General features: G+C 55.2%; 18 protein-coding genes. 3 read left to right on the top strand and 15 right to left on the bottom strand.

The window, feature by feature from the left end; genetic code table 11:
- Positions 1 to 271 precede the first annotated feature (271 nt).
- Complete coding sequence (locus FDX22_RS22805) at positions 272 to 1,039, top strand: hypothetical protein (RefSeq protein ID WP_146717828.1); 768 nt, start codon at positions 272 to 274, stop codon at positions 1,037 to 1,039.
- 769 nt (positions 1,040 to 1,808) lie between these two features.
- Here FDX22_RS22805 and FDX22_RS22800 read toward each other — a convergent pair.
- From FDX22_RS22800 to tssB, 15 genes are read right to left on the bottom strand one after another with little or no spacing between them, the layout of a single operon-like run.
- The gene (locus FDX22_RS22800; protein ID WP_146717827.1) at positions 1,809 to 2,288 is read right to left on the bottom strand and encodes an Hcp family type VI secretion system effector; all 480 of its coding nucleotides are present in this window, start codon (positions 2,286 to 2,288) and stop codon (positions 1,809 to 1,811) included.
- A gap of 24 nt (positions 2,289 to 2,312) precedes the next feature.
- Entirely contained in the window at positions 2,313 to 3,665 is a 1,353-nt protein-coding gene (locus tag FDX22_RS22795) for a VasL domain-containing protein (protein WP_370317741.1), read from the bottom strand.
- Between the two features lie 4 nt (positions 3,666 to 3,669).
- Positions 3,670 to 7,194 (bottom strand): type VI secretion system membrane subunit TssM, encoded by a 3,525-nt coding sequence (tssM, locus tag FDX22_RS22790; protein WP_146717825.1) that lies wholly within the window; start codon positions 7,192 to 7,194, stop codon positions 3,670 to 3,672.
- Between the two features lie 12 nt (positions 7,195 to 7,206).
- On the bottom strand, positions 7,207 to 8,580 hold the full coding sequence (gene tssA, locus FDX22_RS22785) for a type VI secretion system protein TssA (RefSeq protein WP_146717824.1): 1,374 nt from the start codon (positions 8,578 to 8,580) through the stop codon (positions 7,207 to 7,209).
- A gap of 4 nt (positions 8,581 to 8,584) precedes the next feature.
- Complete coding sequence (vasI, locus tag FDX22_RS22780; RefSeq protein ID WP_146717823.1) at positions 8,585 to 9,262, bottom strand: type VI secretion system-associated protein VasI; 678 nt, start codon at positions 9,260 to 9,262, stop codon at positions 8,585 to 8,587.
- A complete protein-coding gene (tssH, locus tag FDX22_RS22775) occupies positions 9,259 to 11,928 on the bottom strand; it encodes a type VI secretion system ATPase TssH (protein WP_146717822.1) in 2,670 nt (889 codons plus the stop codon). The genes vasI and tssH overlap by 4 nt, the downstream gene beginning before the upstream one ends.
- Before the next feature lie 9 nt (positions 11,929 to 11,937).
- Positions 11,938 to 12,693: a type IVB secretion system protein IcmH/DotU gene (gene icmH / locus FDX22_RS22770; RefSeq protein ID WP_146717821.1), complete on the bottom strand. Its 756-nt coding sequence runs from the start codon at positions 12,691 to 12,693 to the stop codon at positions 11,938 to 11,940.
- 4 nt (positions 12,694 to 12,697) lie between these two features.
- Positions 12,698 to 14,041 carry a type VI secretion system baseplate subunit TssK gene (gene tssK, locus FDX22_RS22765; RefSeq protein WP_146717820.1) on the bottom strand — a complete coding sequence of 448 codons (1,344 nt, stop codon included), beginning with the start codon at positions 14,039 to 14,041 and terminating at the stop codon, positions 12,698 to 12,700.
- Positions 14,042 to 14,043: 2 nt separating this feature from the next.
- Positions 14,044 to 14,568, bottom strand: coding sequence for a type VI secretion system lipoprotein TssJ (gene tssJ / locus FDX22_RS22760; RefSeq protein ID WP_146717819.1), 525 nt, complete (start codon positions 14,566 to 14,568; stop codon positions 14,044 to 14,046).
- Positions 14,565 to 15,857 (bottom strand): type VI secretion system-associated FHA domain protein TagH, encoded by a 1,293-nt coding sequence (tagH, locus tag FDX22_RS22755; RefSeq protein WP_135911419.1) that lies wholly within the window; start codon positions 15,855 to 15,857, stop codon positions 14,565 to 14,567. The genes tssJ and tagH overlap by 4 nt, the downstream gene beginning before the upstream one ends.
- 4 nt (positions 15,858 to 15,861) lie before the next feature.
- Positions 15,862 to 16,908 (bottom strand): type VI secretion system baseplate subunit TssG, encoded by a 1,047-nt coding sequence (gene tssG / locus FDX22_RS22750; protein WP_135911418.1) that lies wholly within the window; start codon positions 16,906 to 16,908, stop codon positions 15,862 to 15,864.
- Entirely contained in the window at positions 16,875 to 18,707 is a 1,833-nt protein-coding gene (gene tssF, locus FDX22_RS22745) for a type VI secretion system baseplate subunit TssF (RefSeq protein WP_146717818.1), read from the bottom strand. The genes tssG and tssF overlap by 34 nt, the downstream gene beginning before the upstream one ends.
- Before the next feature lie 5 nt (positions 18,708 to 18,712).
- Complete coding sequence (gene tssE / locus FDX22_RS22740; RefSeq protein WP_135911416.1) at positions 18,713 to 19,135, bottom strand: type VI secretion system baseplate subunit TssE; 423 nt, start codon at positions 19,133 to 19,135, stop codon at positions 18,713 to 18,715.
- 2 nt (positions 19,136 to 19,137) lie between these two features.
- Positions 19,138 to 20,610: a type VI secretion system contractile sheath large subunit gene (gene tssC, locus FDX22_RS22735; protein ID WP_135911415.1), complete on the bottom strand. Its 1,473-nt coding sequence runs from the start codon at positions 20,608 to 20,610 to the stop codon at positions 19,138 to 19,140.
- A gap of 20 nt (positions 20,611 to 20,630) precedes the next feature.
- Positions 20,631 to 21,128 carry a type VI secretion system contractile sheath small subunit gene (tssB, locus tag FDX22_RS22730; protein ID WP_135911414.1) on the bottom strand — a complete coding sequence of 166 codons (498 nt, stop codon included), beginning with the start codon at positions 21,126 to 21,128 and terminating at the stop codon, positions 20,631 to 20,633.
- A gap of 575 nt (positions 21,129 to 21,703) precedes the next feature.
- Here tssB and FDX22_RS22725 point away from each other — a divergent pair.
- Together FDX22_RS22725 and FDX22_RS22720 are read left to right on the top strand one after the other, a co-directional pair.
- Positions 21,704 to 22,222 (top strand): Hcp family type VI secretion system effector, encoded by a 519-nt coding sequence (locus FDX22_RS22725; protein ID WP_135911413.1) that lies wholly within the window; start codon positions 21,704 to 21,706, stop codon positions 22,220 to 22,222.
- Positions 22,223 to 22,431: 209 nt separating this feature from the next.
- Positions 22,432 to 23,223 (top strand): hypothetical protein (locus tag FDX22_RS22720; protein ID WP_186805444.1); only part of this gene is annotated, 792 nt, incomplete at its 3' end.

Genomic DNA, 23,223 nt, shown 5'->3' with positions numbered 1-23,223 from the left:
GCATTCATATCAAATTTTTATTACTATCTTCTAGAAGTACACAATATCATTGCAAGTTAACATTAAAAAACCACAAAAAACTGCATGCACATTTCAGAGATCATTCAAAAAATGCAAAAGAAATATCATTACTTATAGAATGAAATGTTTTATTGAGGATACAAATATAAAACTTAATTTTCATAAACATTACAAAAAGCATATAATTAAAAAACATGCCAGACTGAAACAATCAGAGTAAACAGTCAGTATTCATGAGAGACGATCATTTATGAACATCACGTTAACGATATTTTTATGTATGGCAACATTTTTATTAAACGGTTGCGTACACTCCCCCATTGATGCGAAAAAAACCAGCGTTCCCCGGACAGAGGACAGCATTAGTAAAGATGCAACAACGAAGCTCACGGATAAAGATATTTTTGGCAATGAAACCACGCTGGCGGTTTCAGAAGAGGATATTCAGGCTGCACTCGATGGGGGGAAATTCAGTGTACCGCTGAACTCTGCCGTTATTCTGGTTCAGTCCGGCAGTCGTGCGCCGGAAATGACCATGCAGCAGGAGATGGGAAGGTACTACCAAGTATCAACATTCTCCGGTATTCCAGACAGGCAGAAGCCCCTTTCCTGCAACAAAGTCAAAATGGAAGAAGGGAATGCCGTCGCCAGCGAAAATATGAACTATATGCAGGCGCTGCGTTATATTGCGGCAAAAGGGCAACAGAAAGCCGTTATTGTTTACTGGGATACACTACAAACCGGCAGGAACGACGCCGCGACAAAAGCAACCATCTGGTCGGATTACCGTGGTGAAACATTGTCCGGTTCCACATCACTGCGTTACCTGATACGTTTCGCTCTGGTGGACGTGGCAACCGGAGAATGGGCCACTTGGTCTCCGATCAATTACGAATACAGTAGCCAACAGCCGCTGGCCGAAAAAACGCCGGCGCCGATGACAGAACCACAAATCACTCAGCTCAGACAAAAAACTTATGCAGCCGTGGTTAAGGATCTGGTAAACCGCTATCAGTAACCACCCTGTGACCATTTAAATGATGTCATACCAGGTACCGCATAAAACAAAGGGGACTTTACAGACCGCCAGTGAGGATCAAATAAAAAACCAAGTTGCAGAGCCTAACTGATATTCAGTCAGTCTTCTTGCACTTCCTGATTCTTTCGGCGCTGGCGGCGCTTTATCTCCCCTTAGAGGGCGGTCACGATAAATTGCGCAGTGCTTTCGCCGGGTTCCTTTAAGGCTTCCATCTATTCAATTACCTCATGCGGCACACAAGCCTGTAATTTCTGTAAGCTCGCATTTTTCGTACCCGTAGCCAATACGGCGGTTATTATTCACCACATCCAGGCTCACCATCGCCCAGAACCCGTATAATGGCTCCCCGGTCATAAGCATTCCCGGCGTTCTGACGCAAATACACCACTCCGGAAACCGCAAAAAAACATCCACCGGCAGTGAATCAGCAATGGGCGTTTCCGTCAGGGCACACAGTTGTGCTGAATGGATAGATAGAATAAATCCCCTTACTATATCAACAGGTTACCAGCACCTGGAATTTCTTCATTTCCAGCCATACTTCTCTGGTGCATTGTCGGCGCTGTTTGCCCATAAACAGAATCATCCAGTAAGCTATCGGTAAAAAACACCAGTACGGCCATTCGGGAATTTCCCAGCCTTTCATTAAACAGGTTTTCTCAATTCCGGCAACCGCCTGCGGATAACGCTTACAAAAGGCATCGGCATTCCGACCGGATCGGATATCTGATGGTTCACAGACACCCCGTTAAAATATCCGCTCGCTCCACAGGCTGAACGAGCTGGTTCCGGCAATACAGTGATCCTGAGAGATACTTTCGTAGGTAAACGATATCACCTCTTCCGCCTGTCCTTCGCTGTTGAGGATAGTATGAGGCAGTTGCAGGTTGATTCTGGCTATTCTGGCGTTGATCAGCTTCAGCTTGTAATACACCTCATTGATGCCAAAACGGTTGGTACGGTAAAACTCAAAATCACAGGTCAGGCATTCATTTTCATTGATTGCCTTACTCAACAGAGGCGTGGATTTATCCACCGGTTTACTGATATCCACCGTCTGGTGATTGACGTTCTGCGCCCGGCTTAAGCCATGCTTAATGCTGGTCACCATAATCTGATCCAGATGCGAAACCTGCGCCTTATTCCCGATGGAGGCCAGCGATGAACAGCCAGCCGAAATCAGTCCCTGTAACTGGCCGTTCAGCGTCAGATAAACAAGATTTGCCATAGTGATACTCCTTTCAACTGAGGGTTATTTTCCGGGTTTAACGTCCAGTACTTCCGGCAGCGGGTTCTGCGTCAGTAACAACCAGCGGCTTAACACACCGTCCAGCCGTTCATTAATCTGTTTTGCCAGCATATCGGTGCTTTTTCCGGCAGACTGAGCCTGCTGGTACTGCGTCAGCAGATACTCCAGCGGAGTCTCCTGATTCAGCGTGCGTTCGGCTTGGTAAACGATGGTTTTGATATAAGAGAGTGTGAACCCTGCTTTCGCCTGTTCACGCTGTACTAGCAGTTCGGCGAACGACCGTAAATCCGTCCTGCTCTGTTGCCAGCCCTGCATCTTCGGACTGTTTGCCGCCCGCTCTTTCAGGGTGGTGTTCCACTGTGCCGTGGCCTGCTGCTGTTGTAGGCTTCCCGGCCAGCGGCTGTCTGCCAGACGGACCATCTGCTGAGCGGCTTCCAGCGGTTGTAGCGGTGAAGTACCTGTAAGCTGTCGTAACCGCTGCGGATAGTCATTCAGTTGAGGCGATGCTAGCCAGATCGTCGCCGCCCCCTGCGTAGTGTCACGCACGGCGGCAATCTGCTGTTGCAAGGGATAAACCTGCCACCACCAGACTGCTGCGGCGACAGCCGCACTACATAAAACACCAGCGACACACCCTTTCACGGAGCTTCCCGGTTTCGCTGCACAGGCAGCCTGCGGAGGCGCTGTCACGCCATGAACGGCCACCCTCACCTCCGGCAATTCCGGTAGCGGCGGCTCCGGGATGCTCATGATTTCCGCGCTTTCCGGCATATAGACCAGCGTCCGCACCGTCGTTTTTGCCGACATATCCTTCACATTCATCGCTGGCTGCGGCTCCCAGCGTTTTCGCGTGTTCTGCACAAAATAGAGCAGGTTTTCCACTCGCGGGATACGCTTCAGCGCCACCTGCTGAAGCTTGTCGCATATCACTTGTAGCGCCCGTTCCACCCGGTACAGCAGCGGTAGATCGGCTGCGGAAAACGCCAGCTGCTGGCGGAGGATGTTGCCGGTACGGGCGTTGAACCAGTCAAGCATTTCCGTGCGCGCCGGACCTTCCTTCGGCCAGAACTTATCCCATTCACGGCTTATCAGTGCAGCCAGCAGCTCCACGCCTTCACAGAACCCAGCCAGCCCCTGCGTGCGCGTGCGGGCCAGCGTGTAGTACGTGGCAGTATGCAGATCCACGCCATTCGCTTTGAAAATACTCAGCGCCAGCGACTCCACCAGCGTCCAGTTCATCACCGGCTGGGCCGGATGGCTGGTCTTGTTGATTTCCTCGCGCATCGCGCTGAACTCCGGTAGGTCGCGCGGATCCTTGCCTGTTATAATCATCTGCGTATCCGTACTCATTGTCATTCCCTCAGTACAGCGTATCCGGCAGGCTGAACTGGCTGAACAGTCCTCCGGCAAACGGGTTGTCCTGCGTATCCGTATGGACGCGATAGGTCATGGTGCCACCATCAACGCCGAAACGGGCGGTAAAGGTACCGTCCTGCACGCTGGTCAGTTGTCCCGCGTCAAACAGGCGGAACTGCGCCCACGGACCGCTGAAAGCGATACTGCGCGGCGCATTACCGCCCGCACCAATCAGCGTCAGCTTGCTTTCGTTGCCTTCACGCATATTGTTCGGCCACACCAGATGCGCCGTATAGTTGCGGCCCTGGGCGTAATCCACCAGCTGTCCGTCCAGGTTCAGCACGCTGCGGCGCTTATTGCCCGACAGCGATACGGTTTCCACCGCAAACTGCGCGCCCAGCCCGTTCTGCTGGCTGAAGAAGATGTCGCGGATTTTCTGCGCGGTGTCTAACTGTCTGAGGATATCTTCGCGAATAATCACATTGTCATCCCCGTTTATCCCCTGACCGTTTTCCACAAACAGTTTCAGGTTCTGCTGGTAAAACGTATCCAGCACGCCGTCCGGCTTAAAGAACCGTTCGAACGCATCCAGCGAGGCATCGTCTTTTGCACGCGGGTTAAACGGATATTTATCCGCAAGCCTGCTGTTGAAGGTTTTCACCACGTTGTCACGCCAGTCCAGCTCCATATAGTGAACCGCTTCGATCATCACAACATGCCAGGCCTGATCGGCCAATTTCCCTACCCAGCGGTTAAGCGGCGCAGGCAGGGTTTTCGCCATCTGGCGGGTGGCGAAAATCGGATCGCTGCTGTTCTGGTCGAGCCGCAGCTGCACTGCCTTCAGGGCGGATTTACCCGGTACAGGCGCATTCTGTATCGCCAGCAGATAGCGGTGCAGTTCGGTCAGTTGCTGGTAAACCGCCTGTAAGGCGCTGCCCTTATCCTTCTGCTCTTCCAGCGTGCTGTTTTCCGGTGCGAACTCATGCCCCAGACGATTCAGCAGCCGCCAGTCAGATTCTGCCTGCGCGTCGGTACGGGATTTATCATCCAGTTTTTCAGACAATACGGGAGAGCGGGTATTGTCACGTAACGCCGTCAGCACCCGCTGCAGAGGCTGGTCGCCGCTGATAATCTGCTCCAGCACCCCCGTCAGTTCCGTCAGCGATTCATAATCGCGGACATTCAGGTTATCCATACCCGCCCGCCAGGTGGCGGTGTAGTCGCTGATGTACTGTTCGGTAAGCTGGCGCTGAATTTCGGTACGATCGGAATCGCTGTAAGTCACGTTGCGCGTCAGCGCCAGCACCCAGGAATCCATTGCGGTGAGCGCCACCAGTTCATCACGCTGCTTCACAAAATAGCTCTGCAACCCGTAACGGGTCAGAAACTGCGGGATTATCAGCCGGCTGTCGTCAGCGGAGACAAACACCTTGTCGAAGGTCGGACCTGTCTGATCGCGCAGGCTGAGATCGGCAGGCAACACGCCCAGAGCTCGCGTTTTCAGGCTCTGGTACACCCGCTGATACACCGGCAGCTTACTCAGTTCTTTCTGTGCCACCGCCACCGGTCTGTCATACGGCGTCCACAGGCTGATAGCGTCCGCGTCGCCTTTCTGGCGCTGCGCTCGCCAGTCGGTATGCGCCAGGGCGTAGTCGAGGTGGGACATCAGTTGCGCCTGAATATCCTGCTTGCCGTGGAACTGTTCGCTCCAGCGCTTCGCCATAAACTGTTTCACCACTTCATTATTGCGCCCGCTTTTATCCTCCAGCATACGGATAACGCGCAGGACGGCGAGCTTCTCTTCCGATTCCGGCGGCGCATTATTCAGGTCTTTCATCAGGCCATTAAACAGGGCCGGGAGATAACGCTGTTCTAACAGATGCAGGTAGGTCTGCTCCACATAGGGACCGACGCGCGTCCCTTGATACAGCCCCATATCGGCAAGCCAGCTTCTGTCGCCCCAGTCGCCGTAGGCCAGCGTGGCATCGCGAACGGGATTCAGCAGCGGCAGCTGGAGCTGGCCGGACTCATCGGTTCCCTGCGGCGGCGGGACATCCATAAACGACTTCGCCTGTGCCAGCACGGTCAGCCCAGCGCGATAGTTCTCGTTGTACCAGTGGTGCCAGCCCCCGATGAGCAGAAGCGCTGCCACCGCGCCACAGCCAGTAAAGATGCTCATCCGGCGGCGGGAACCAGCCAGCCACAGACGATTTTCCCCGGCAAAATTCGGCTCGGCCAGCAGCACCTCCGGAAACAGGGTGCGGGAAAAATACGGCGTGGTGTCCACCAGCGGCCAGGCGGTCAGGGAGCCGTTTTCAAGACCATACTGACGGGCTGCGGACTGGGTGAAAATATCGTCCATCTGGCCGCGTTGCAGGGAAGAGGTCAGATACACGCCGCGTAGCATAATGTCCTGATGTTCACCATCCAGCAGCGCATCCAGCAGCAGGGCGATAACCTCCCCCGCGCCCTGCATCTGGCGGGAAAAGCTGAATGCCGCGCTGCGCGCCGGTGAGGACTGCGTTAGCATCTGATTCACCAGCGCCTGGTTCATCTGCTGGCCCCATGCCAGCCAGAAGGCGTTCAGTTCAGTACGCCAGTCATTGCTTTCATGGACATTGCGGGTGAAGGTCACGCCCAGGATACGGTCGCGATCGCGCCGGTCCAGCGCGCGGAACCATGCGGCAAAACCGGTCAGCAAATCCAGCTTCGTCAGCACAATGTAGACCGGCAACCGAGTATGCAGGGACTGGCGAACCTCCTGCAGACGGCTGCGCAGCATCTGCACCAGTTGTTCATGACGCCGCTTGTCTGCGATCAGTAAATCGGGCAAATCCAGCGTCAGGATCAGGCCATTCAGCGGTTGACGCGTGCGTTTTTGCACCAGCCAGCCCAGCCAGTGCTCGCGCAGGCGACAGTGCAGCATGTCGCCGTCGTCCGTTTCCGTCAGCGCACCATCGGTATCGAATATCACCGCCTGTTTGCCGATATGTGGCGTGATATAAACCCGCTGCTCCGCTCCCCGCAGGGCATCCGGGGTATAAATGATATCCGCCGAAAATCCTTCCCGCAGAAGCGCCGTTTTACCGCTGTCCGCAGGTCCTATCACCACATACCAGGGCAACTGCCACAGGTAACGGCGGCTATCCAGATGGCGCTGGAGCCGCAGCAGCCAGCGGTCGAGGTAGCGCTGCTGGCGGTTAATCGCAACGGTGAGTGGATCATGCTCTTCCTGACGCTGCTGCTTCTGCTGTTTCTCAATCAGTTGCAGGCGTTTCACCACCCTGACGGTGAGCCAGACCAGCGCCAGCAGCCCCCAGACGGTGGTTACCAGCCAGCGGTTGACCAGTGGTATCAGCCAGTGCTCCCCGTACAGCGTCCACGCCGGGCCTTTCCACCAGATCCACACCAATAGAAAAATCCATGCCAGCGCCAGCAGCCAGGCCGCGGACACCTTAAGCCGGGGCATTGCAGGTCTGAGCATGGAACTCAGACCGCTGAACATCCTGGGGGTTGGTACTCTGAACACAAACGCTCCTTGTTATCCTCTGGCTCGGTCTTCCAGCTGTTGCAACAGTTCCGGTTCCCAGTCCGCAAGCGTCATATGCCGTGCAAACTGGTACAGGGTGTGATAATGCTGACGGGAAATCGTCACCATACCGGACGCTTCAAGCAGCTGCGCCGTCAGGTATTCCCGGTAAAAATGCGTGCGGGGGCCGCCTTCCGGCAGCTGTTCGAGAAGCGCCAGCGCCACTTCCAGCCCCTGCTCCTGATAGCACTGCCAGACCTGCTGCGTCGCATCATCCGCTGCGACAACAGACACCGCTGACATCTGCGGCTCATCGCTCAGCCACTGCCGGGTGGCATCGCTGATAAACGGCGAGCGATCGTTAAACAACAGGGTACCAAGCGCAGGCAGACGCGCGAGGAAGTAGCAGGCCTCGTCGCGGATGGCCTGCGCCACATAGCTGTAACCCAGGCTCTGCGCAATGCGTGCCGAAAGATGGTGCCCATCCAGCCAGTACGGCGCCAGCAGCAGGCTCTGTTCCACCTGCTGCCAGAGCGCCATATCGGCACGGGCAAAACGCGCCTGATAATCGGCAACCATATCGGCAGATACAGCGGCCAGCGGCGTGCGTCCGTCACTTTCCGCCTGCGGCGCACTGGTAATGTTCTGCCACAGCGCATGGCGGCGCAGACGGTAACCCTGCGGCGACGCGGGCTGACGCTCACAGAGGATGGCCGTCACTTTCAGCAGCGTGTCGCGCCAGGCTTTATCGTCATGGCTGTCGACAGTCACCACCGTAGCAGGCGCTGTCGTAACGGTTGCGGGAGTTGTGGCAACCGCAGCAGATGGTGCTGATGCCGCAGATGAGTCGTCGCGAAACGCCCGCTGATACAGCGCAGACAGGTCATCAGTGGCGGAAGCCAGCTCCGGCATCCCGCTCTCCTGCCAGCATAGCGCCAGCTTCGCCAGTTCCCCCAGCAGGACATCGCGCCGTTCCGGATCCGGGGATGCAGAAAAACCGGCAATACCGAGTTCAAAGCGCTTCAATATCTGCCCGGCAAAACGCTTTTTATGCTCCGCATTCTGCGGCCAGGCAACGGTCCAGTAGTAGCTGACATACTGCGCCAACATCCTGAGTGCCAGCAGGTGATCGCCCGCGTGCTGCAACGTGCGCAGAAGGTGCGACACTAGGCGAAAATCCTTGCTCTCAGAGGCCAGAAGCGCCAGCCCCCGGCGCTGAATCTCCGGCACATCAAGCTGCGTATGACTCATCGAGCCGAGTTTAACAATCTCACTGTCGATATATTCCCACTGCGGGTTGTCGTCGCCGAGCTTACCGGCCAGCTTCTTTTCCGGCAGGTTCTCCAGCAGGTGTGATAACCAGACTTCCGGGTTGTGTATATCCATCTCGTTATTCCCCCGCCCAGTGGCAAGCTTCACGCAGCGGCGCAATGGTCTGCGCCAATCCGTCGATGTTAAAGGTCAGTTTTCCAGTCGCGCTGTCGGTTCCGGTATCCAGCGTCAGTGTTTTTGCGCCAAAAAGTTGTTTAATTTCGTCGATACCCGACAACCCCCGACTGGCTTCCAGCAGGGAGCCGTTCTCGCGCACAAACCAACTGGAGCGGAACTGGCTCCGGTCCGTGACAAGCACCACCGGAATATCGTTTTCCCGGCGAGGAGAAGTGAGTGCAACCTGCATCCGGGTGATGTTGTCCACACAACTGAACATCAGCACCGGGCGCGGCGGCAGGCTACCGATGGCGGGCGTGGTGATAATCACCGTCGGACGCTCCCCTTCCATGCGGGTTATTAGCAGCCCGATGGAGTTATCCGTGCGCTGCTTTTCCTGCTCCAGCGCGCGCGTCCACGCCTCGCCGTCGTAACGCGCTTTTACCAGCGCCCCGGCAAAACCTTCCGGGCGAACCGGCGCCAGAATGTGGTCATAGCAGTCCAGACGCTCCAGGGCGGCAGGCTCTTTCCGGCAGGTCGACATGGCGTTAATCGTGGCCTGCGCATCCGGCGTCTCACCGGCGTATAGCGAAGGGGTTATCAACAGCAGGGGCAGTAGCAAGCTGGCCGAAAGTCTCATATCGCGCTTTCTTCATCTGTCACCGCATCCTCAACGTCTGCGGTAAACGCGCCGTCCTGCGCATCAAGCGTGATACGGGCAATAACAGTGTTCGCCGCCATTTTCTGCAACAACAGCAGGGAGAGCGTCGGCAGCATTTCACCGTCGATAACCGACTCCAGCATTCTGGCACCATTCTCCGCACGGGTAACGCGGCTCATGATTTCATCAGTCACGCCCGGCGTAATCACCACCTGCGCACCAAAGCGGGTACGTAATAAATTATCCAGTCGCGCCAACTTCCCGGTGATAATCACCGCCAGCGTGTCGCGGGACAGCGGCAGGTACGGCACCACTTCCATGCGCGCCAGCAGCGCTGGTTTAAAGAAGTCGGCCAGCACCGGATACAGAGCGTCGTGCATCACTTTCGGACTGTCCGCATGATCCACAATCACCTGATAACCGAGGTTGGAGGTGAGGAAGAAGACGATGTTCTTACAGTCGGTCATCCGCCCTTCGCCGTCGGCTATTTCACCTTTGTCGAACACCTGGTAGAACAGGTTGAGCACGTCCGGATGCGCTTTTTCTACTTCATCCAGCAGCACCACCGAATATGGCTTCTGACGGATGGCCTCGGTCAGCACGCCACCCTCACCATAGCCGACATAGCCCGGCGGCGAACCAATCAGGCGAGAAACGGTGTGCCTCTCCTGGAACTCCGACATATTTATGGTGGTGAGGTACTGACGCCCGCCGTAAAGCAGTTCCGCCAGTTGCAGGACGGTTTCGGTTTTACCGACGCCGCTTGGCCCCGCCAGCAGGAACGCACCGAGCGGACGCCCCGGACGGCGCAGGTCGGCGCGCGCAGTCAGCAGATGTTTATGCAGGTGCTTAATCGCCAGTTCTTGGCCCTTGATGGTCTCGCCCAGCCACTGCGGCAGGTCGGTAATGACTGACATTTCATTCTGCGACAGGCGGTTAAGTGGCACGCCGGTCCATTCTGCGATAACAGCGGCAATCTGCTTTTTATCCACATGCGGGGAGACCAGCAGTTGCGAGTGATGCAGGGCACCCAGCTCAGCGCTCAATGCGGCAAGACGCTCTGCCAGAAGAGGTGAGACCGTTTCGTCTTTCGGTATAGCGTCGTCATTCACCACATCGTCGTTCATCTCCGCCACATCCGTCAGCAATACCTGGCGCAGGGCGATAATCTCCTGCACCAGAGTCTGCTGTTGATGCCAGGCGGCTTCCAGAGACAGAAGCTCTGCCTGAGCCATTTCATACTGCGCGTGGACTTCATCCCTCCGCCCGCCGTCCATACGCAGGCCGATACGAATTTCCCGCTCAAGCAGGCGGATTTCCGCATCATACTGATGGCACAGGGTGGTCAGCGCCGAAATTTGCTTCGGCGGCGAGGAGAGGTTGATCGCCACACGGGCGCAGGCGGTGTCCAGTACATCGATGGCCTTGTCCGGCAACTGACGCCCGGAAAGATAGCGCTCACTTAATGTTGCCGCTGCCTGCAATGCATCATCATCAATCAGCACGCCGTGCGACTGCTCGTACACCGCCGTCAGGCCACGCAGAATAATGGTCGCTTCCACCGCTGTTGGCTCGCTCACCTTCACTAACTGGAAGCGGCGCGATAGGGCAGCATCTTTTTCGAAGTATTTTTTGTATTCGCTCCAGGTGGTGGCAGCAATGGTTTTCAGCTCACCGCGTGCCAGCGCCGGTTTCAGCAGGTTAGAGATATCCAGACCGCCCTGCTGATTGCCCGCGCCAATCAGCGTATGCGCCTCATCAATAAACAGGATCACCGGCACCAGCGACTGGGTAACCTCGGCCATCAGCCCCTTAAAGCGTTTTTCAAACTCGCCCTTCACCGCGGCTCCAGCCTGTAACGCGCCGAGATCCAGGGTCATGATATCGGTATTTCTCAGCTTGTCCGGCACCTGACCGGCGACGATACGCAGCGCCAGCCCCTCGATCAGTGCGCTTTTGCCGACACCGGCTTCACCGACCACCACCGGGTTGTTCTTGCGGCGGCGGCAGAGAATGTCGATCATCAGGTCGATTTCATTGTCCCGGCATAGCACCGGATCGAGCCTGCCGTTACGAGCGTCTTCGGTCATGTTTTTCGCGTAACGGGCAAGCAGGCTGTCGTCTAAACGTATCACCGCAGATGCTGATTTAGCCCCGTCCGGCACTACCGACTCCATCGACTCACGCGTCCAGTCGGAAAAATCCTGTTGCAGACGGTCGCGGTTAATACCGGTCAGCAGACGGGCGGCGGCTGGCGGCACATAGCGTGATACAGAATGCAGCAGCGCTAGCAGCAGAATACCGCCACGCAGCTCGCCGGACTGCATCTCCGCCGACGCCAACAGCCAGCCATCGCGCAGCCAGTCGACCAGCAACGGCGAAAAGGCCGGGTAACTGTCCGAGTGGCGCAGGGTGGCATAGTGCTCCACGGTCAGCGCCTGTTTGAGCTCCGCCACGCCAATCTCCGCCTTCTCCACTATGACGCGCAGGTCGCAACGCGGAATGGCAAGCATCTGCAACAGCACATGGCTGACTGTAATTTCCGTGGCCTGCTGGCTCATACAGGCCGTTGCCGCCATTTCCAGCGACTGACGGGAAAACGCGTTCAGCCGTTTTACCAGCGTGGAGATATCAATCTGAATCATTCGGTGTCCTTACCTGGCAAGCAGCCGGTTTAACTGATGAAGAATGTCCTGGGTCTGGCCGTCCAGGCGCAGTAGATAAAATAGATACACCAGCGCCAGCACTACTGTACTGCCCAGCAGAATGTGTCTGACCGTCAGGCGTTTTATCAACCGATAACGTCCGCTCTGCGTTTTTTTATCCTGATGCAGCAGCGGAAACGGCGCGTCACCGCGAAGCCCATGCAGGACATGATGCAGCCGACGGTAAATCTGTTCGAACTCATCCTGCCCCTGATGCGCCACCTTGTAGCGCCCGCGAAAGCCCAGCGAAAAGCAGATATATAAAAATTCCAGCAAATCCTGGTAGCGCTTTGGCTCACGCATCAGGCGCTCCAGCAGAATGAACACCTTCTCCCCGCCCCAGGCTTCGTTGTGGAAATGGACCAGCAGCGACTGTTTGATCCATTCGTTCTTATTCGACCAGCCGTTGCCGAGCGCCGCTTCGTCAATAAAGGTACAGAGAATGTAGCGAAACGACACGATAACGCCCGGCTCGTAGCCCTGCTCCTGCAACAGTTGATCTACCGCTTGGACGTCCGTTACCACCTGCGCAAACAGGTGTTCCGGCATCGTCTGACTGTTCATGCCCGACAGGCGCATTACCATGCCGAGCAGCGGCGTGGCAGCGTCGATCATCGGGTTGAGGCTGTTACCGCGAAGCCCCAGACGGTACTGACGACCGGACGGGGCGCGGTCTGATTCTGCAGGGAGAACGAGTTCACTCATCACCTTAGCCTCTTATCGCCCACAGCTGCATATCCAGCTCCGGGAAGGTGCCGGAAATATGCATCGCCAGCGCGCCCGCTTTTACCACGTCCTGCCAGGCGGAAGTGCCTTTTTCCAGTTCAAAGTAGACATAGCCGTCGTGGTACGGGAGCTGGCGGGGTGCCGCCGGAAGCGTGCGCAGTGGAATACCCGGCACCTGCACGCTGACCATATTGCGGATTTTGTCGGTGGCGGCGATTTTCGACTGCTGAGTGAACTGGAGAATAAGCTGGTTGTGCGGCATCCGGGCGCGAACGGCCAGCACAAATGCGCCGGAATGGAGCAGTCCCAGATCGTTGACGGTCGCCAGATACACCCCTTCGGTGAAAATCAGCGGCAGGTTCTGCGCACGCGGTTGCAGGACAATATTGAGCGCCCGACGCAACTCCGGGATCACCGTTTTGAAGGACAGCGTCAGATCGCGATGATCGTAGGGTTCCACCTCACTGGGCAGACGGCTGTTCTCGGTAAAGGTCATCAGTTCGCCCAGCAACTGAGTCAGATCCAGATAAAAGATTTCCGGATGCAGGGTATGCAGGCGTGCACGATGCGAGAAATGCATCTGGCTGCGGTTAAGCAGTTGCAGCATCATAAATTCCGCCACATCCGCGATACCGCTCTGCTCCGGTGAGCCAATGCGCTTCGCCAGATCGACCGCACGGGTGGCAATCATCCCCTGAACATCACCGGCAAACCGGTTCAGCACCGGGCTGACGCGCAGCGCCTGGCAGGTCGGGATAAAATTCTCGTCCAGCACCAGCGCCCCGCCGGATTGCCCGCTGCGGATACGGCAAAGCGGCAGCACCACCATCGCGCTGAGATCCTCCGCGCCGCTGACAATTCTGAACGCCAGTTGGCCCAGCGTCAGCGACTGCATATCGCCGTCATCGGTATGCACGTCGCGCACATCGGTCCGAGTCACGCTGTATCGCTCCGAGCTCTGACCGGCGCTGCGTACTCCCTGAACTTCACTGATGTTGTGGGCGGCGACAGGCAGCGCCAGATAAATATTATGGCTTCCCGGCGAGGTCAGCGCACCTGGCTGAAACGGCTGTGGCAGCAGATCCTGATCGGGAATACGGAACACGGTGCCGTCCGGCATACAGCCTGCGGCGCAGTCAATCATTACTTTGCCCTGCGCAAGGAGTTCGGTGTTCAGCGACAACAACGTAAATCCCCAGGCAAAATCCCCCTGCGCCTCCAGCCGCTCGCACAGCATGGCGTCATTATGGCGCTGCTGCTGCTGAAAGTGCTGCGGCAGTGCGAACATGCCTTCCTGCCAGAGCACCCGGTTTTTCATTGTGGCCATCGTCAGTTGTCCTCTATTTTCATTTCAATACTGTTCTGTCGCACATGGACCAGCAGGCGGTATTGATGCCCGGTTCCTTCCACTGGCTCTATTTGCTTCCATTCACTGGTCTGGTCGTCGGAAAAGTAAGCGACGATGCCGATAAACTGCGTTTTTTCTTCAAGCTTTACGGCGGGCAGCGTTTTCAGGGTATCCGGCAGCAGGGTAAAATCCTGATGGTCGAGATAATTTTTTCCCAGTGCATCCGGCAGCGACGTGGTCGCCAGCAAATCGTAATCCGCCGCCTGTAATTTCGAGTCGTCACTCAGATACACCAGCTGTACATCGACTGGCGCGGCCTCGCCTTCGCCATTCAGGTTGGTGTCTGGCTCCGTCAGCAGCGTGACGGTCAGATCCGAAGGCTGATCCTTCATGTCGCCGACCTGAATGCCGGGATCGGCGATGACCTGACCTATCTTTTTGCTCATCGTGCAGCCGCCAAGCGCGCCAGCCAGCACAAACACCAGCATGACGAAAGCCCGTCTCATACATATGGCTCCTGCTGTTTTTCACGCAGCACCCGGTCATAGACCTGGGCGTAAACCTCGTTAAACAACATGGAGAATCCCTGCTGCCTGTCCGACGCCAGCTCATCGTAATAATGACGGTACATCCCCCATGCCCCGGCATCATCCAACTCACGACGCAGTTCATGGCTGCGGCGGTACTGGATAAAACGGCGCATCAGGCTCTGCGGCGAGAACGCGTCAAGCATGACGTGCAGCGCCTCATCAATCGCCGCACGGTTGGCCTCTTCGTGGTGACGGACGTTACGCAGGCTCTCGCGAATGGCCGCAGGCGCGGCAAGATGTACTGGACTTTTGCCTTCGGCAAACATCACCTCCAGTGCCGTGGCGTAGTCCAGACTGAGGCGCAGCGGATTATCTTCCAGCGGACGCAGGTGCTTGTCCGACAGGCAGTTCTGGCTATGCTGCAAATCAAGTAGCCCCTGAATGGCAGCCTGAAGGGCGCGCCCGGTCTCTTCCAGAAAGGCATCGGCATCCTGTGAATTTTGTACGCTGAGCGTGCTGCCCAGCCCGCGTAACAGCGGCGTTACCGCCAGGTGTTTCTGCGCCATCTCCGCTGTAGCGAATTCATCATCACGCGGATCGGCGTAAACCGGCGGCAGATCCATAAATGACATGTCGATCCCGCCGTTCGCTTTCTGATCGGACAACGGCACCGTACGCTGCCCGTAAGCTATGTTTTGCGGTGCTGTCGTCAGACTTTCACTCTGCAACACCTGTAGTGGATCGGACGAAAAGCTATTCACTACCGTGGAGGTAAGATGATGGCGCTGCTGCATCCCCGGATATTCCGGCTGACCGTCGGTGGAGATCAAAGCCTCCACCAGACTGTCGCGCTGTGTCACAATACTTTCCGGCGTCGCCATCTGCTCGCCATAGCTGACACGTTTCCCTTCATGTAGGAAGACTTTCAACGCCAGCGCGCCGAGGCTGATTTCATCGCCCTGGCGCAGGCACACCAGTCCGGCATCCGTCGATACCGGTGCAAGGTTAATCATCAGTCCCGGCATCAGGCTGCGCAGGCAGAATGCGCCGTCGTGGCTGACAATGGCGCAGGCGCGCCCGGCAATCGATCCGGCCCGGTCCTGCACCGGCCAGTGGCAGCCTTCCGAGTGGCCAATTTCACCGCCATCGCCGGAAAAAAGGCACCTCGCGGCACGCCCGCTTTCCAGTTCGTTACCGTTCATCACCTGTAAGGTCAGTGATACATTGCCACGTTGTTGTTGTTCCGCAACCACAGACTGTTCCATAAAATTACTCCCTGATGTGGAGGGTGACGTAAGGCGGTGTCTTCGGCAGACCGATAAAACCGGTACGGCCCAGACGGGTACTGGATTTATCCCCTAGTTGCATCCCCTTCGCCTGCGAAGGTGCCAGACACAACTGCAAATCCCACGCTAACTGGTCGCGCAGCAGAAAAGAGATAAACATCTGCAGTGCCTGATGGTGTTCACCATCAGGCAGAAATGACAGATAACGCTTCATCGACAGATTGCCTATCCGCAGCAGAAATTTACCGCTGCGATCCGGCACACGCGCGCCGAGCGTGAAATTGACGCCCAGCACGGAGCGTCCGGCCACATGCCCGGCGGTTCGCGTCTTCGGATTACGCTCTCCCAGCCGGTTCTGCTGTAACGGCTCAACGGCAACTTTACGTAACTGCCAACTGTCAATCGTGACGTCCGGTAAATCAAAACAGTGGGAGACCAGATTGCATACCACGTCCGGTGCACGCCCCGGCGTTGCCAGGACGCCCGCATAGGCCAGCATCTTGCTGTGATTAATAGCGAGCTTATTGCGCACCTGCGGATTCCCCAGCCCCACCAAGGAATACATGCGCTGCGAAAACGTATCCGTACCGCCATTGCGAAAACAGATGTAATAGCGGTACTTACGCCAGGCGTGGTAGGCAAACTGCGTCCAGCGATGGCTGAACAGATCGAGGAACTCTTTCAGCCCCTCTTCATTCTGCGCGGACTCCCGCGCCATCCGGTCCAGGTAATAACCCGGTAGCGGCGACTGGCTACCGGAAAAACCGAGAAATTTAGTGGTCAGGGAAAACTGTCTGGCCTCATTACGCTCAAGGGTGCTTAAATCACTGCCCGGAAAGGCAATGCTGGCGTCGGATTTGAACAGCACCACCTCGTCTTCCGGTTCGGTGCGCAGGGAAGGTTCACTGCCCCGCTCACCGTAGCGGCGATACAGCGACTCCAGCAGCACATAGAAATTCATGCCGCGCACGTCTGCCGGAAGCGGTAACACCTGCGCTACATCAGGGCGTGCTGACCGCTGCTCTGCCATTCCCAGGCCTCCTGACTTTCCGTGTTGATGATTTTCAGACAGTGGAACGAGTTGATGCTGGCGTAAAGCGCAAAGAACTGCGACAGCACGGTTCCCAGCAGATATACCTCACCTTCGCAGACAAACGGCGCGGGATTCATCCACAGCGTAGTGGCAAGTCCCCTGACGGGAATGCCCTTAAACAGCCTGTCTACAGGCTTTGTTTCCATCTTCTCAATGGCATCCAGCTTCTGCCGGGAGAGCCGGGCCTGCTGCGGGTGGTGAACGCCAGGAAGATCGAAGGTACGCAGGATCTGCACCAGCGCATCCCGGTCCAGCAGAGAGAGGTAGTTCAGGTTCATACTGGAAATCAGCGACCAGTGCATATCACCGTCCATAACCGGATACAGCGGGCGTGTCGGACGCATGATGTTGCTGAAAGAAGCAACGGACGGATTTTTGCCGATGGAGACGCAGATATCACCAGTATGCAACCCCACGGGCAGCATCCGGTTGGTACAGACCAGCTCGGCGGTGATCACCTCGCCTTTCAGCCGGGAAGCCTCCGGCACGCCGCCATCGGCATGAACAAAGGCGATGGCATGATCAAGACCGCGATGGAGCAACGATGTTTTTATCCGGTTATGCCAGTAAATAACCTCACGCTGGCGACTGTACTCAATCTGGTGGTTGAAACTTTCAAACTCAGGCCAGAGGCGAACTGATTCTCCCAAATCAGAAGCATCGTCTGACGCTGCAATCTTGCTGGAAACGGACTTCACGCGGAAAATATCATAAGAATCCGGATGCTTATGGCTGGCATGCAACGGATACTGCGCCAGGCTGCCGTCCGCTCTGACAGGCTCGGCATGATGCACAAACAGATTGACGGCGGGCGTGCAGTGAAGCCGCAATGAACTGCGGCGCAGTTTGATATCAACAGGTAACGGCTGGTTAAAGCGCAGGCGCAGCGTGAAATTGCCGACCGGAAAATCCTCCGGCAATGGAGCAGCATCACGAAGATGAAAGAAAAAGAAGCTCTCTGGGTAACAAAAATACTCCTGGAGCACCCGGTAGCCATTGTGGACGTTTTTAGGCCACGGTAACAGCGCATCCTCACTTTCAAACCCGGCAGCATCCAGCCATAAATCTGGCAACGATACCCTATGCTCTCCACAAACTAATTCAGCGTTCATCAGGCGTTCACTGAACCACAGATAGAGCTGATGGCGGGTATAGTCATCGTCGTTACCCAGCCAGAACGTGAGTTTATTCAAATCCAGGTCGCGAGGAGATATCCCGTTTCCGGCAGAAAAATCAATATCAATGATCCCCTCTTTGAGAGTGCTGTTGTTATGCACATCTTGGATGTACAAGGGCTGTAACCAGAGATCTCTTGCAAGCGTAAAATGACAAACCGGGGGGAGGGTTAATTCCCTGTCGGCCAGTACCCCCTGACCGGAAGACAATGAACCATTAACGGTGCAGGATCTGACCAGCTCATCACGACAAACCTGAACGGGCGCATTCAGGTTGTTTTTAGGCTGGTACTCAATCACCGTCATGGCTGGAACCGGACGCAGATAATTAGGCCACAGCATCCGGATAATCCCGTGCGTGAACTCTGGGAACTCATCCTCCAGCTTTTGCCGCAGGCCGCCGGAGAGAAAAGCGAACGCCTCCAGCAAACGCTCCACGTCCGGATCGCCTTCTTTCTCGGCCAGAAAACGGGCCAGATACGGTTTGTCCTCCGCCAGCAGTTTGCCTAACTGGCGAAGGTAATCCAGTTCTTCCCGGTAGTAACGCTCTTCAAAAGCCATAATATTCACTCCACCTGATAGTGCTGGTGGTTATCCAGCAGGATGTCAAACTCCAGGACATCCGCTGCATCAGCAAAATTCATCCGCGCCACAATATGAAAGCGCAACTCCAGCGGAGAATGCCCCTCTGCTGTGGCTGCAATCACCACCGCCTTCGCAATACGCGGCTCATAATGTAGGATACAGTCATGAATACCCCGGCCAATTTCCTGGCGAAAATCACTGGAGACTAGGGCTTCATCATTTAAATCAGCAATCCCCAGCTCCGGCGAGCCGTGACAGCTACCGTAACGGGTATTGAGGATGTTTTGCAGGTTATGCCTGATGGAATACATCAACGCCGTCTTCGGCCTGCGGCGCGGCGATGACGCAACCGCATCGCCAATACGCTCAAACAAACTTCCCCCGATACTCCGTTCCGCTATCATGACTACTCCCTGTCCAGACGCCCGACCAGCGACAGTTCAAAACTGGCGCCCATATACTTGAAGTGCGGACGTACGGAAAGCGCCACCTGGTACCAGCCCGGCTCACCGTCCACATCCAGCACTTCAATTTTCGCCTGCCGCAGCGGTTTACGACTACGGACGTCAGCAGGCGGGTTCTCCTGATCCGCCACATACTGACGTATCCAGGTGTTCAGTTGATTCTCCAGGTCGCCGCGCTCCTTCCACGAACCAATCTGCTCACGCTGCAACACCTTGATGTAGTGCGCCAGACGATTAATGATGAAGAGGTAAGGCAGTTGCGTCCCCAGCCGGTAGTTAGTTTCCGCCACCTTGCCTTCCGGGGTGTTCGGGAACACTTTTGGCTTCTGTACCGAGTTGGCTGAGAAAAACGCCGCGCTGTCGCTGCCCTTACGCATGGTCAAAGTGATGAAACCCTCTTCTGACAATTCGTATTCACGACGGTCGGTAATCAGCACTTCGGTCGGAATTTTGGCCTGTATCTGCCCCATCGCCTCATAAAGATGCACCGGCAAATCCTTCACCGCGCCGCCGTTCTGCGGACCGATAATATTCGGACACCAGCGGTATTTTGCGAAGCTCTCCGCCATATTCGCCGCCAGCAGAAACGCCGTATTGCCCCAGAGGTAGTCATCGTGCCTGCGGCTGACGTTCTCGCGATAGTTAAAGCTCTTCACCGGATTGTCACCCGGCGCATAAGGCTGACGCAGCAGGAAACGTGGTGCCGTCAGGCCAAGATACCGGGAATCTTCAGATTCGCGCAGGGAGCGCCATTTGGTGTAAGCCGGGCCTTCGAAAATCGCGCTGATGTCCTTAATACCCGGCAACTCCGTCCAGGAATCAAGACCAAGAAACTCAGAGGCCACCGATGACAGGAACGGCGCGTGCGCCATCGCACCGACCGCGCTGACGTACTGCAATAGCTTCATATCTGCCGCATTGTTTCCAAACGCATAATTGCCGACCACCGCCGCAACAGGCTCACCGCCGAACTGACCGTATCCGCTGGAGTAAACATGCTTGTAATAACCGGACTGGATGATTTCTGGGGCAAACTCGAAATCGTCGAGCAACTCTTCCTTCGTCACATGCAACAAGTGGATTTTGATATTTTCTCGCGTATCTGAACGCTCCACCAGCAGCTTCAGGGAGCGCAGGAATGACTCCAGATCCTGAAACTCAGGAGAATGGAAAATAATATCCATCTGCCGACCCATGCGTTCATCGATATCGGCAATCATGGCGTTCACTGCCAGAATATCGATTGATTCGGCTTCATGCTGCAACAGGGCTGCGATAAAGGCGGTCACGCCCTGACGGGCAATATCGTAGCTTTCAGACTCAGGCTGAAAGCGGCTCTGCGCCATAATGTTATCCAGCAGAGATCCTGTAGCCGCCGGTGCAGCGACGGGAGTAACTTCTTCCTGTAAAGACATAGTGAAATCCTTGTGCAAAATTATTTCTGACCGGCGAGACCCAGTTCCTGAATCAGCTGTTCGCGGGTTTCCTCGTTACCCAGCAACGCCTGCAACTGAGCACGAAACGCGGGGATATTGCCCATTGGCCCTTTCAGCGCAACTAGCGCCTCACGCAGCTCCAGCAGTTTTTTCAGCTCCGGCACACTGGCGGCAATATTGTCCGGTGTGAGGTCAGCCATTGATTTCACTTTCAGGCTGATGTCCATCCGGGCGCCAGAAACCTCACTGAGCGCCGACAACACGGTGAAGTCCCGTCCGATTCCGGACTCTGCAATTACCGCATCGAAATTATTTTTATTGATTGAAACCGACTGGCGTTCATCCAGCGGCGTGTCATCTGCCCGCCCTTTCAGATCGCCAGTGACCAGCAGATTAAGCGGTAATTCCACTTCTGCTGTTTGTCCCTCAACTTTGGGGAGGTAGCGGATATTAATACGTTCTTTAGGAGCGATACTGCCGTCTTTATTGTTGCTCATGATGGTTAGTCCGTCTGGTTATCTACTAATTCCATTCATAACGCGGGGGTGGATATTATAACCCATACAGTAAAGACATCCTTTATACTGTTCCCGCATCGTTAAAAAAAAGGTGCAACACTATTTTTAAGGCGTATGATACGCGCAGAACACAAATTAGAAAACACCTGTTAAGGTTATTTTATCGATGGTATTCATACGAATGTTACTTAATGCATAAACTATTCAATCCAATGTCATTATAAATTTTAAATTTGTTATTTTTCAAAATCATACATAGACCCAACTAAAGAAGACAGGCAACCAAAACAATTTCAATAACTGAGTAAATATATAGATTTAGAAAATGAGTTCGCGTGACTCATTCGTAAACGCGGGTGTTAATGGAGTAAGAAACCCATCAGATACAATATTATTCATGACACACATGTAATTATTTTTATTAACAAGTCCGATTCTGCACTTTAATACTTGCATCGACAGCAATTATTAAGGTGAATCTGACATTACGGTTTCCAACTTAATGGTTACCAGTAGAGATGCTCACATTGAGTTAATTAAGAAAGGAGTTACACATGCCAACGCCGTGTTATATTTCAATTAAAGGACAAACCCAGGGACTGATTACTGACCGGGCATTTACCGCAGAATCTGTAGGTAATATTTATGTTCAGGGCCACGAAGACGAGATGCTGGTGCAGGAATTCAGCCACAATGTTACCGTCCCTACCGACCCGCAGTCTGGTCAGCCAAGCGGTCAGCGTTCTCACAAGCCATTCATCTTCACTGTCGCGTTGAACAAAGCCGTCCCGTTACTGTACAACGCGCTGGCTTCCGGTGAAATGCTGCCGACCACCGAACTGCACTGGTACCGCACGTCTGTTGAAGGCAAACAGGAGCACTTCTTCACCACCCGTCTGACCGATTCCACCATCGTGGATATCGACTGCAATATGCCGCACTGCCAGGACGACACCAAACGCGAGTTCACGCAACTGGTTAAGGTCTCACTGGCCTATCGCAAAATCGAGTGGGAACACGTCTCGGCAGGCACCTCCGGTGCTGACGACTGGCGTGCGCCGCTGGAAGCTTAAGAGTAAATCTACAGCATTCTGCCCTGAGGGCGGAGTGCTGTGTTGCTTTATCACCGCGACGAGAAGTCGTGTCAGTACAGGGTTACGTTTTATCAGGGGAGATGGCAGACGCCGGAAACTTCGGCGGTAGCGTGCCTGAAGACGAGCGTAACGCTGTACGGTCATTACAGTCGAAGCCATTTCCTGTGTCGATGATGGGGAGTATGATTATGTCTCATTTGTTTTATCCTGAAGGTAATGATTTACCAGGTTATGACTGGTCGCGCATGCTGGGACAGACGAAGGGGACTGATTTTGATTTTCATGCACTGGCTGATGCTCTCGACTGCCAGCGTGATTTTTATGGTGCAGGCATCATATACAATGACGGTTATCGCTCATTTTTAGTTCGTCCCTCACATCGTTCTCCCGCTCCAGGTCAAAATCAGATAACCCATGTCGTTGTGACTCAGACAACGCAGTTATCCCGTGAAGGCATGGAGAAAAGCGTCAAAGAAGCCGTTAAAGACCCGTCAATCGGAACAGAAATTGCATCAACAGTGTTATCCTGTGGAGCCGCCGTACTCACGGCTGTCGCATGGGCTGCCTCTGTGGGCTCCGTACCGCTTACGGGAGGGATGAGTACCCCTTTGGCTGTCCTGGCTACCGCTGGAACTGTTGCGACTGGGTTACAGTGTCTCAATGGTCTTGTACGTATGGTTGATATAGCCTTCAATGACGGTCAATATATTGACTGGGTTGATACGCAAGGCTGGTATATAGCAACCACCTCAGCACTTGATATAATTTCGCTTGCTTCGCTTGGTGGGCCGTTAAAAGAAGCAGTCATGACATACAAGACGATGAAATCAGTTTCTTCGCTGAAGGTTATTGACTGGTTGAAGCGTTATCCGAGAATGGAGCGGGTTCGTCTGACCGAAGGCATCATAAAACAGCTTAACCCGGGGATTTCTAATAAAACGATGAAAGCGATGATCCGTGCCGGAAAATATCCCAGACGA

It is taken from the genome of Citrobacter sp. TBCS-14, from assembly GCF_005280805.1.
Taxonomy (GTDB): domain Bacteria; phylum Pseudomonadota; class Gammaproteobacteria; order Enterobacterales; family Enterobacteriaceae; genus Citrobacter; species Citrobacter gillenii.
This window is presented reverse-complemented; position numbering and strand designations above follow the sequence as displayed.

Coding starts and splice junctions, on each gene's coding strand:
- FDX22_RS22805 (WP_146717828.1), top strand. CDS start 272: ATGAACATCACGTTAACGATATTTTTATGTATGGCAACATTTTTATTA.
- FDX22_RS22800 (WP_146717827.1), bottom strand. CDS start 2,288: ATGGCAAATCTTGTTTATCTGACGCTGAACGGCCAGTTACAGGGACTG.
- FDX22_RS22795 (WP_370317741.1), bottom strand. CDS start 3,665: ATGACAATGAGTACGGATACGCAGATGATTATAACAGGCAAGGATCCG.
- tssA (WP_146717824.1), bottom strand. CDS start 8,580: ATGGATATACACAACCCGGAAGTCTGGTTATCACACCTGCTGGAGAAC.
- vasI (WP_146717823.1), bottom strand. CDS start 9,262: ATGAGACTTTCGGCCAGCTTGCTACTGCCCCTGCTGTTGATAACCCCT.
- tssH (WP_146717822.1), bottom strand. CDS start 11,928: ATGATTCAGATTGATATCTCCACGCTGGTAAAACGGCTGAACGCGTTT.
- icmH (WP_146717821.1), bottom strand. CDS start 12,693: ATGAGTGAACTCGTTCTCCCTGCAGAATCAGACCGCGCCCCGTCCGGT.
- tssK (WP_146717820.1), bottom strand. CDS start 14,041: ATGGCCACAATGAAAAACCGGGTGCTCTGGCAGGAAGGCATGTTCGCA.
- tssJ (WP_146717819.1), bottom strand. CDS start 14,568: ATGAGACGGGCTTTCGTCATGCTGGTGTTTGTGCTGGCTGGCGCGCTT.
- tagH (WP_135911419.1), bottom strand. CDS start 15,857: ATGGAACAGTCTGTGGTTGCGGAACAACAACAACGTGGCAATGTATCA.
- tssG (WP_135911418.1), bottom strand. CDS start 16,908: ATGGCAGAGCAGCGGTCAGCACGCCCTGATGTAGCGCAGGTGTTACCG.
- tssF (WP_146717818.1), bottom strand. CDS start 18,707: ATGGCTTTTGAAGAGCGTTACTACCGGGAAGAACTGGATTACCTTCGC.
- tssE (WP_135911416.1), bottom strand. CDS start 19,135: ATGATAGCGGAACGGAGTATCGGGGGAAGTTTGTTTGAGCGTATTGGC.
- tssC (WP_135911415.1), bottom strand. CDS start 20,610: ATGTCTTTACAGGAAGAAGTTACTCCCGTCGCTGCACCGGCGGCTACA.
- tssB (WP_135911414.1), bottom strand. CDS start 21,128: ATGAGCAACAATAAAGACGGCAGTATCGCTCCTAAAGAACGTATTAAT.
- FDX22_RS22725 (WP_135911413.1), top strand. CDS start 21,704: ATGCCAACGCCGTGTTATATTTCAATTAAAGGACAAACCCAGGGACTG.